The 9,412-nt window shown below is 56.8% G+C and carries 10 protein-coding genes; 6 read left to right on the forward strand and 4 right to left on the reverse strand.

Features of this window, described 5'->3' with window-relative positions:
* Window positions 1-98: 98 nt before the first annotated feature.
* From ACM6IR_RS27905 to ACM6IR_RS27915, 3 genes are read left to right on the forward strand one after another with little or no spacing between them, the layout of a single operon-like run.
* A complete protein-coding gene (locus tag ACM6IR_RS27905) occupies window positions 99-1,544 on the forward strand; it encodes a cytochrome ubiquinol oxidase subunit I (protein WP_414910678.1) in 1,446 nt (481 codons plus the stop codon).
* A 3-nt stretch (window positions 1,545-1,547) separates the two neighbouring features.
* Window positions 1,548-2,555, forward strand: coding sequence for a cytochrome d ubiquinol oxidase subunit II (gene cydB / locus ACM6IR_RS27910; RefSeq protein ID WP_201116239.1), 1,008 nt, complete (start codon window positions 1,548-1,550; stop codon window positions 2,553-2,555).
* 57 nt (window positions 2,556-2,612) lie between these two features.
* Complete coding sequence (locus tag ACM6IR_RS27915) at window positions 2,613-2,780, forward strand: DUF2474 domain-containing protein (RefSeq protein ID WP_201116518.1); 168 nt, start codon at window positions 2,613-2,615, stop codon at window positions 2,778-2,780.
* A 66-nt stretch (window positions 2,781-2,846) separates the two neighbouring features.
* On the opposite strand, the gene ACM6IR_RS27920 is transcribed toward ACM6IR_RS27915, so the two are convergent.
* On the reverse strand, window positions 2,847-3,971 hold the full coding sequence (locus tag ACM6IR_RS27920; RefSeq protein ID WP_414910679.1) for a methyltransferase: 1,125 nt from the start codon (window positions 3,969-3,971) through the stop codon (window positions 2,847-2,849).
* A gap of 162 nt (window positions 3,972-4,133) precedes the next feature.
* The gene (locus ACM6IR_RS27925; RefSeq protein WP_414910680.1) at window positions 4,134-4,853 is read right to left on the reverse strand and encodes a helix-turn-helix transcriptional regulator; all 720 of its coding nucleotides are present in this window, start codon (window positions 4,851-4,853) and stop codon (window positions 4,134-4,136) included.
* A gap of 323 nt (window positions 4,854-5,176) precedes the next feature.
* Here ACM6IR_RS27925 and ACM6IR_RS27930 point away from each other — a divergent pair, with 323 nt between their 5' ends.
* Window positions 5,177-5,953, forward strand: coding sequence for a ferredoxin--NADP reductase (locus ACM6IR_RS27930; protein ID WP_414910681.1), 777 nt, complete (start codon window positions 5,177-5,179; stop codon window positions 5,951-5,953).
* A 127-nt stretch (window positions 5,954-6,080) separates the two neighbouring features.
* On the opposite strand, the gene mscL is transcribed toward ACM6IR_RS27930, so the two are convergent.
* Complete coding sequence (gene mscL / locus ACM6IR_RS27935) at window positions 6,081-6,494, reverse strand: large-conductance mechanosensitive channel protein MscL (RefSeq protein ID WP_414910682.1); 414 nt, start codon at window positions 6,492-6,494, stop codon at window positions 6,081-6,083.
* A gap of 609 nt (window positions 6,495-7,103) precedes the next feature.
* Between mscL and radA the strand changes: the two genes are divergently transcribed.
* On the forward strand, window positions 7,104-8,471 hold the full coding sequence (gene radA, locus ACM6IR_RS27940; RefSeq protein WP_140669448.1) for a DNA repair protein RadA: 1,368 nt from the start codon (window positions 7,104-7,106) through the stop codon (window positions 8,469-8,471).
* Between the two features lie 132 nt (window positions 8,472-8,603).
* On the opposite strand, the gene ACM6IR_RS27945 is transcribed toward radA, so the two are convergent.
* Window positions 8,604-8,972 carry a PilZ domain-containing protein gene (locus tag ACM6IR_RS27945; protein ID WP_414910683.1) on the reverse strand — a complete coding sequence of 123 codons (369 nt, stop codon included), beginning with the start codon at window positions 8,970-8,972 and terminating at the stop codon, window positions 8,604-8,606.
* Window positions 8,973-9,133: 161 nt separating this feature from the next.
* Here ACM6IR_RS27945 and ACM6IR_RS27950 point away from each other — a divergent pair.
* Window positions 9,134-9,412: carbon starvation CstA family protein (locus tag ACM6IR_RS27950; RefSeq protein WP_414910684.1), on the forward strand; the 279-nt coding region annotated here is incomplete at its 3' end.

The raw sequence follows: 9,412 nt of genomic DNA on the forward strand, positions 1-9,412 counted from the left end.
AAGAGAACGACTGCAATTTCGCCACACTCCATATCCGTGGGGGGGCAGGGGTGTAGGCCGCAAGCCTTCAGCCGGTATTACCTGACAGAGGAAGACTTATGTTCGGTTTGGAGGCACTTGAGCTCGCCCGGATTCAGTTCGCGTTTACCATTTCGTTTCACATTATATTTCCTGCCATCACCATTGGCCTGGCGAGTTACCTGGCGGTGCTCGAAGGCCTGTGGCTGAAAACCCATAACGACACGTACCGCGATCTGTACCACTTCTGGTCGAAGATCTTTGCCGTCAACTTCGGCATGGGCGTGGTCTCCGGGCTGGTCATGGCCTATCAGTTCGGCACCAACTGGAGCCGCTTTTCGGACTTCGCCGGTTCTGTGACCGGGCCGTTGCTGACGTACGAAGTCCTTACGGCCTTCTTCCTCGAGGCCGGTTTCCTCGGTGTCATGCTGTTCGGCTGGAACAAGGTCGGACGCAAACTCCACTTCTTCGCCACGGTCATGGTCGCCATCGGCACGCTGATTTCGACGTTCTGGATTCTCGCTTCCAACAGCTGGATGCAGACCCCGCAGGGCTATGAAATCGTCAATGGCCAAGTCATTCCGGTGGATTGGCTGGCGGTGATCTTCAATCCGTCGTTCCCCTACCGCTTGATGCACATGGCAACAGCGGCATTCGTCGCCACTGCTTTCTTCGTCGGTTCTTCGGCGGCCTGGCATTTGCTGCGCGGCAAGGACAATCCGGCGATTCGCACCATGCTCTCGATGGCTATGTGGATGGCCTTGATCGTCGCGCCGATTCAGGCCGTCATCGGCGACTTCCACGGCCTCAATACGCTCGAGCATCAGCCAGCGAAAATAGCCGCGATCGAAGGTCACTGGGAAAACGTCGGTGACGAGCCGACTCCGCTGATTCTCTTTGGCTGGCCGGACATGAAAGCCGAGAAGACCAAATTTGCGGTCGAGATTCCGTACCTGGGGAGCCTGATCCTGACGCACTCCCTGGATAAACAGGTGCCGGCGCTCAAGGAGTTTCCAGCGCAAGACCGGCCGAATTCGACCATTGTGTTCTGGTCATTCCGCGTCATGGTCGGCTTGGGCTTCCTGATGATTTTCACCGGTTTGTGGAGCCTGTGGCTGCGCAAACGCGACAAGCTGTATACCTCGCGGCCGTTCCTGTACCTGGCGTTGTGGATGGGGCCGTCCGGGCTGATCGCGATTCTCGCGGGTTGGTTCACCACGGAGATCGGCCGACAGCCGTGGGTGGTCTACGGGTTGATGCGCACGGCGGATGCGTCCTCCAACCATAGCTTCATGCAGATGAGCATCACCCTGATCATGTTCGTTGTGGTGTATTTCACGCTGTTCGGTGTAGGCCTTGGCTACATGATGCGTCTGGTGCGCAAAGGGCCGAAGATCGACGAAGGCAAGGAAACCAGCATGGGTGGTCCCGGCCAGAAACGCACGCCGGCGCGTCCGCTGTCTGCTGCTGACGATGATGGCGATCACGATCACGATCACAGCCCCAGCCTGACCAAGGAGATTTGAATCATGGGTATTGATCTTCCGCTGATCTGGGCCGTGATCATCATCTTCGGCATCATGATGTATGTGGTGATGGACGGCTTCGACCTGGGGATCGGGATTCTTTTCCCGTTCATCAAGGGCAAGACCGACCGCGACGTGATGATGAATACGGTTGCCCCGGTCTGGGACGGCAACGAAACCTGGCTGGTACTGGGCGGCGCGGCGTTGTTCGGCGCCTTCCCGCTGGCCTATTCGGTGGTGCTCTCGGCGTTGTACCTGCCGCTGATTTTTATGCTGATCGGGCTGATTTTTCGCGGCGTCGCTTTTGAGTTCCGCTTCAAGGCCAGGGACGACAAGCGTCATCTCTGGGACAAGGCATTCATTGGCGGTTCAGTCGCCGCAACGTTTTTCCAGGGCGTGGCATTGGGTGCATTCATTGACGGGTTGCCGGTGGTCAATCGTCAGTTTGCCGGTGGCTCACTGGATTGGCTGACACCGTTCACCCTGTTCTGTGGTTTGGCGCTGGTGGTGGCTTATGCGCTACTCGGTTGCACCTGGCTGATCATGAAAACCGAAGGCAAGTTGCAAGAGCAGATGCACGACCTGGCGCGGCCATTGGCGTTCGTGGTGTTGGCGGTGATCGGTATCGTCAGCATCTGGACCCCGTTGGCACATGCCGAGATTGCGGCGCGCTGGTTCACCCTGCCGAACCTGTTCTGGTTCCTGCCGGTGCCGATCCTGGTGTTGGTGACCATGTACGGTCTGATCCGCGCCGTGGCTCGCAATGCGCACTACACGCCATTCCTGTTGACCCTGGTGCTGATTTTCCTCGGCTACAGCGGTCTGGGCATCAGCCTGTGGCCGAACATTGTGCCGCCATCGATCTCGATCTGGGACGCCGCCGCACCACCGCAAAGCCAAGGCTTCATGTTGGTGGGCACGTTATTCATCATCCCGTTCATCCTGGGTTACACCTTCTGGAGCTACTACGTGTTCCGCGGCAAGGTGACCCACGAAGATGGTTACCACTAGAACACACGACAATGGCGCAGGGCTGATACCTGCGCCGTTGCAGAGGAGATTGCGATGATGGCCGGTAAACATTCCTTGCAGGAAATCGAAGCCGCAGAGAAAAAGCCGCTTTGGCAGCGACTTGGCTGGCTGGTGATGATCTGGACCGGCAGCGTCGTTGCGCTGTTCATCGTCGCGAGCCTGATGCGCATGTTCATGAATGCCGCTGGCCTGACCACGCACTGACATTCCCATCCCGCTGCCTTGCGGCACGGATTTGCAACCCTCCTGACGGAGGGTTTTTTTTGCCGGTTATTTGCGCGCTTTGAGGATCACGAACTTGGGGGTGGCCGCCACTTGTTCGACGCCGCGGAACAACCGTGCAAGCTTGCTGTGATAACCCAGATGACGGTTGCCGACGATGTACAGCGCACCGCCGACCACCAGCGCCTCGCGCGCCTGCTGGAACATACGCCAGGCGAGAAAGTCGCCGACGACTTGTTGCTGGTGAAACGGTGGGTTGCACAACACCACATCCAGCGACTGAGGTTCCTGGCCGGCCAGGCCATCACCGGCACGCACGATCACCTCCCGCTCACCCAGCGCCGCGCGCCAGTTTTCGGCCGCCGACTGCACGGCCATGTATGACTCGTCCACCAGCGTGTAGTGAGCCTCAGGGTTCTGCAGTGCGCTGGCGATGGCCAGAACCCCGTTGCCGCAACCGAGGTCCGCGACCCGTGCAGCGCCAAGATTCCTTGGCAAGTGCGGCAGAAACGCGCGAGTACCGATATCCAGGCCTTCGCGACAGAACACATTGGCGTGGTTAAGCAGTTCGATTGCAGGTGCGTCGAGTTGATAGCGCGAAGGATAAGGCGATACGGCAGGTGCTTTGGATTCAGCGTCAGCAATCAGCAACCGAGCCTTTTTCACCGCCAGCGAAGCGTGCACCGGACCGATATAGCGCTCCAGCAGATCGCCCGCCGCCCGGGGCAAATGTTTGATCATGGCGGCGGCAATGACTTGGGCACCGGGCGCCAGACAGCCTTGCAGGCGGATCAGTTGCTCTTCCAGCAGGGCCAGGGTTTTCGGTACCCGGATCAGTACCCGGTCAAACGGACCAGTGAACGCTTCGCTGGCGGGTACGCTCGGTACGGCATCAAACGCCTGACCGTTTCGAATCAGATTCTTTTCCAGCCCCTGGAAGGCCAGGAACGAGTCGCCACTGCTAATCACCCGAACCTTGCCCGCCAGACTGGCGGCCAATGCGCCAAAGCTGTCGTTGAGCACCAGCACCCGAGTCTCGATGGATGGCTGCTGTTCGGCCAGATAATTGAGCAGGTACTCGTCTGCGGCATCAAACGCTTGCAGCGGTTCATTCTGCTGTTCGGGCTGGCGGATCAGGTCGAGACGGGCGAAGGGTGTTTCGAGCAAAGGCATGGGGCGGGGGCTCTTGGTAATCAACGGGTGCCCGCCGCCAAGAGGCGTTGTCGCGGGCAGAACCGGCCGAGTGGACTGCATCGTGACGGTTAGCACGACCACACTACGGAGGGACTGCAAATGGTACGTTTTTTTCTTTTGGAATACTCGCGGGTTTTTTGATTATTCGGGGAGATAGCCGGCTTTGGCGGCGGCAACGACCGCCGAAAGCTTGTTGTTGACGCTGAATTTTTCGATCGCCTTTTGCACATGAAAATTTACGGTGCGAGGGGTGACGTTGAGGATGACGGCACTCTCGCCCGCAGTCTTGCCATCCGCTGCCAGTTTCAATACATCGATTTCACGTTGTGACAAATGCGGTGGAGGCGGTTTTACGGATTGCCTGGGAAACGTCTGCGCCATCAGCCGATGCAGGTGCCCGCCCATGAAAATTGAAAAACCAAGGTTTTCATACAGATCCAGGGCTGTAACCGGGGAATGGCTGCGGGCCAGGCTCAAGATGCTGCAAAGGCCGCTTTCTTCGTCATGAACGGAGTGCGACCAGCCGTGCTGCAAACCTTGGTACTCGAGCGCATCCCATAACCATGAAACCTTGGAGAACAATTCTTCATTCCACACAATCGGCATCATGCTCTCGTGGCAATGAGCTACTATCGGATCAATGTCGCGGTGCTGCTTCTGTTCATATTCGGTGTTGTAATCCACCGGATAGTTATTTAATCGCACGGTGTTCGTCGGGCCGGCCTTTTCTGCACAGGTGATTGAAAAAGCGAAAAATTTGAACCCGATGTTTTTCGCGAAATCGAGTGAGATTCGATAGGCAGTGTCGATATCTGTCGTGCGTAACAGCTGATGGAGCTGCGATTCCTTCCACCTTTCCATTGGGAACTCCAAGTGTAAATTTACGCGAGGTATTTTTTGGATCCGAGATCCGGAACGTTGCGAGTGTAGGATAATTCCTACAAATGCGTTGTAATTTTTTAATGTTATTAGCGTGTAAAAAGAAATGATTAAGTTCTAATGCGCATAGGGTTTTCTGGTTGTTTAAATGACGGCGTTCATATGATTGCGATTGATGTATGTGTTAACTGAATAGTTAAGTGGAGGTGGCGTTTGAGAGTAGGTGTCAAAGTCACTACAAACCGTCGGTGTTTAATTCGTATGCTTTGGAGGAGACTAGAGTTGCCAGTTCAACGGAGCACCCCATGACCGCCAGCGCAGAAAAATTTACGCGCCAGACATTGCTCGACGTTCGGCCGTTGACCCCGAACCTGTTCACGCTGCGCACCACCAGGGATCCGGGCTTTCGATTTCGTGCGGGGCAATTCGCCCGGCTGGGGGTAACCAAGGCTGACGGCAGCACGGTATGGCGTGCCTATTCCATGGTGTCTTCACCCTATGACGAGTTTCTCGAGTTCTTTTCAATCGTCGTGCCGGGCGGCGAATTCACCAGTGAATTAAGCCGTCTGGAAGTCGGTGATACGTTGCTGGTTGATCGTCAGGCCTTTGGTTACCTGACGCTTGATCGCTTTGTCGACGGGCGTGACCTGTGGCTGTTATCCACAGGCACTGGCGTGGCGCCGTTCCTGTCGATTTTGCAGGACTTCGAGGTCTGGGAAAAATTCGAGCGGATCATCCTGGTGTATAGCGTGCGTGAAGCCCGGGAACTGGCCTATCAGGAGCTGATTGCGGGGCTGGCGCAGCGCGATTATCTGGCGGAATTCGCACACAAGTTGCAGTTCATTGCCACCGTCACTCGCGAGGAGCATCCGAGCGCCATGAGTGGCCGAATCACCGCCCTTATCGAGAGTGGCGAGCTGGAGCGGGCAGCCAGTGCGACCCTGACGGCTGAGCACTCACGGGTCATGCTCTGCGGCAATCCGCAGATGATCGATGACACGCGCCAGTTGCTCAAACAGCGCGAGATGCACTTGAGTCTCAGTCGACGACCCGCGCAAGTGGCAGTGGAAAACTACTGGTAATAAAACGGCGCCTGTAGGAGCGAGCTCGCTCGCGATGGACTCAAGAGCGCCGGTAAACACGCGTTATCGTTAGCGATCATCGCGAGCAAGCTCGCTCCTACAGGGGCGTCGTTTCTTACACTTGCGCTCAAGGCCGGTTGTTCTGGGCCTTCAACAGATCGCGGATCTCACTCAGCAGCTCCTCTTCCTTGGTCGGAACTGGCGGCAGCGTGGGGGCGACGGCTTCTTCGCGTTTCAGACGGTTGATGGCTTTGACGCCCATGAAGATCGCGAAGGCGACGATAACGAAGTCGATCAGGCTCTGGATGAATTTGCCGTACGCCAGCACCACTGCCGGGACGTTGCCGTTGGCGGCCTTGAGCGTAATGGCCAGGTCACCGAAGTCCACCCCGCCGATCAGCAGGCCGATGGGTGGCATTACGACATCGCCGACGAAGGACGATACGATCTTGCCGAACGCGGCGCCGATGATGATGCCGACGGCCATGTCGACGACATTGCCTTTGACCGCGAAGGCCTTGAACTCATTGAGCACGCCCATAGGTTATTTCCTTGTGACAGATGAGGTTGGTGAGCGCAGTGTAAATCAGCAAAACACATCTTGCTCGAAACACCTGCTGATGGCGCTTGCCGCTATCGACCAGGTCCCTGGCAAAAAGATTACAAAAAAACCATCACTCTTGTGCTGGCTGTTCAATCGGCACGAGGATTTTTCCGGACGTTATTATGCTCGGCCCAATGAGCATTTCTATTGTTGTTTCTGTAAGTCGCTGACAGTGCAGGGGAGATGGGGTATGAATAAAATTTCATGTTTGAATTGGCAAAGGCGTAAAGATATCGACAATGTGTAAGAGGGATGAATCACTTTTACGCAGAGACGAGATTTGCATGTATATGTGAAAAATCTGATGATCAGCGGAATAGTTGTACAGCCATATTTTATTTATTAAAGACTTGTACAAGTTTGAAGTCGAATTATTGAGAGGGGTTTGGCAGTGGGTAAAAAGTTGTACAGGTTTTCCCGAGTTTCAATCGGTTAAAGTGTCTTTCATTTATTAGGTAAAGTTGCTGCCCGAAAATCTGCCACACCACCGCGTCGCGCTGATCCGGTCTACCTGAGTTATCATCGCGTTTTTTGCCGGGAGTTCAGATGGCCAAGGCCAAGCGCATGTATGGCTGCACCGAGTGCGGCTCGACTTTCCCCAAGTGGGCTGGCCAGTGCGGCGAGTGCGGAGCCTGGAACACCCTGACCGAAACCATGGTCGAGAGCGGCGGTGCCGCGCCTCCCAGCGGGCGTACCGGCTGGACCGGGCAACAGGCGCAGATCAAGACCCTGGCCGAAGTCAGCGTCGAGGAAATCCCACGTTTTTCCACCGCTTCCAGTGAACTTGATCGCGTGCTGGGTGGCGGACTGGTGGACGGCTCGGTCGTGCTGATCGGCGGCGACCCCGGCATCGGTAAATCGACCATTCTCCTGCAAACCTTGTGCAACCTGGCCAAGAGCATGCCAGCGCTCTATGTCACTGGCGAAGAATCCCAGCAACAGGTGGCCATGCGCGCCCGTCGTCTCGGATTGCCGCAGGATCAGCTACGGGTGATGACCGAAACCTGTATCGAAACCATCATCGCCACGGCTCGAGTCGAAAAACCCAAGGTGATGGTGATCGACTCGATCCAGACGATTTTTACCGAGCAACTGCAATCGGCACCGGGTGGCGTGTCCCAGGTTCGTGAAAGTGCAGCATTGCTGGTGCGCTATGCCAAGCAGAGTGGAACGGCGATTTTCCTCGTCGGCCACGTGACCAAAGAAGGTGCGTTGGCCGGGCCGCGTGTGCTGGAGCATATGGTCGATACCGTACTGTATTTCGAAGGTGAGTCCGATGGACGCTTGCGTCTGCTGCGGGCGGTGAAAAACCGCTTCGGCGCCGTCAACGAGCTGGGCGTGTTCGGCATGACCGACAAAGGCCTGAAAGAAGTCTCCAATCCATCAGCCATTTTCCTGACCCGTGCTCAGGAAGAAGTGCCGGGCAGTGTGGTCATGGCTACGTGGGAAGGAACCCGGCCGATGCTGGTGGAAGTCCAGGCACTGGTCGATGACAGTCACCTGGCCAACCCGCGCCGAGTCACGCTGGGCCTGGATCAGAATCGACTGGCGATGTTGTTGGCGGTGTTGCACCGTCACGGTGGCATTCCGACCCACGATCAGGACGTGTTCCTCAATGTGGTCGGTGGGGTGAAGGTGTTGGAAACGGCATCCGACCTGGCGCTGATGGCGGCGGTCATGTCCAGTTTGCGCAATCGGCCATTGCCCCATGACTTGCTGGTGTTCGGCGAAGTCGGTTTGTCTGGTGAGGTGCGTCCGGTGCCGAGCGGCCAGGAGCGGTTGAAAGAAGCCGCCAAGCACGGCTTCAAGCGCGCCATCGTGCCCAAGGGCAATGCGCCGAAAGAGGCGCCGCCAGGCTTGCAGATTATTGCCGTAACGCGCCTGGAACAGGCCCTCGACGCATTGTTCGAATAAATTTATGGGCTGGACTTGGTCCCTGTGGGAGCGAGCTTGCTCGCGATAGCGTCCGAACAGTCGACATCAATATCGCCTGACACTCCGTCATCGCGAGCAAGCTCGCTCCCACATTGGGATGGTGTCGGGCCGTCAGATTTCGATCAGGGCGCCCAGTTCTCGTTCAAGCTCCTTCGGGTCACCCAGGTTGAGCTCGATCAAGCGCCGCAGGCATTCGATGGATTCCAGGCTGATATGGCGGCAGACGAAGCCCAACTGGCCGTAGTCTTGGTGGGTCAGGTGGACATCCATGTTGATATCGGATTCATCGGCCAAGTGAATGCAGACGGAAAAATCCTGCTCCCGATCTCCCAGCCACGGCTCGGGGCGCTCGATCAGTAATCCTTTGAGTGACAAGTCGATCAGCTTCACCGGCCAGGTGAACTCCCCCTGACGCAGCTCCGTGTTGGCATCGAACGCAATACGTTTAAAGCGGCGGCGATCGGCTGGGTGGTCGCTCATGGCGCAATCCTCGGCAAGGTTCGCTGACTATAGACCCGCATCATCCAAAGCTGCCAGCACCGGCAAGCCTCTAGACCAATGTCGGGGTATGGTCTTTGCTGTCAGGAGCGCTAAACTCGGGGTGGCTGTCTTTCTTGTCCACCTTGGCTGGAATCATAAAAATGAAAAATAATAATAGCCTGCTGCGCCATCTGCCCTGGCTGCTGCTGGCAATCTTGGGAGCGTGCGCCCTTGGTGTCGTGGCATTGCGCCGAGGCGAGGCAATCAACGCCCTCTGGATCGTAGTCGCAGCAGTCGCTATCTATCTGGTTGCCTATCGCTATTACAGTCTGTTTATCGCTAACAATGTGATGCAGCTCGACCCGCGGCGGGCCACCCCCGCCGTGCTCAACAATGACGGTCTGGACTACGTACCGACCAACAAACACGTGCTCTTCGGA

The sequence above is a fragment of the Pseudomonas sp. IT-P253 genome, assembly GCF_949768125.1.
GTDB lineage: Bacteria > Pseudomonadota > Gammaproteobacteria > Pseudomonadales > Pseudomonadaceae > Aquipseudomonas.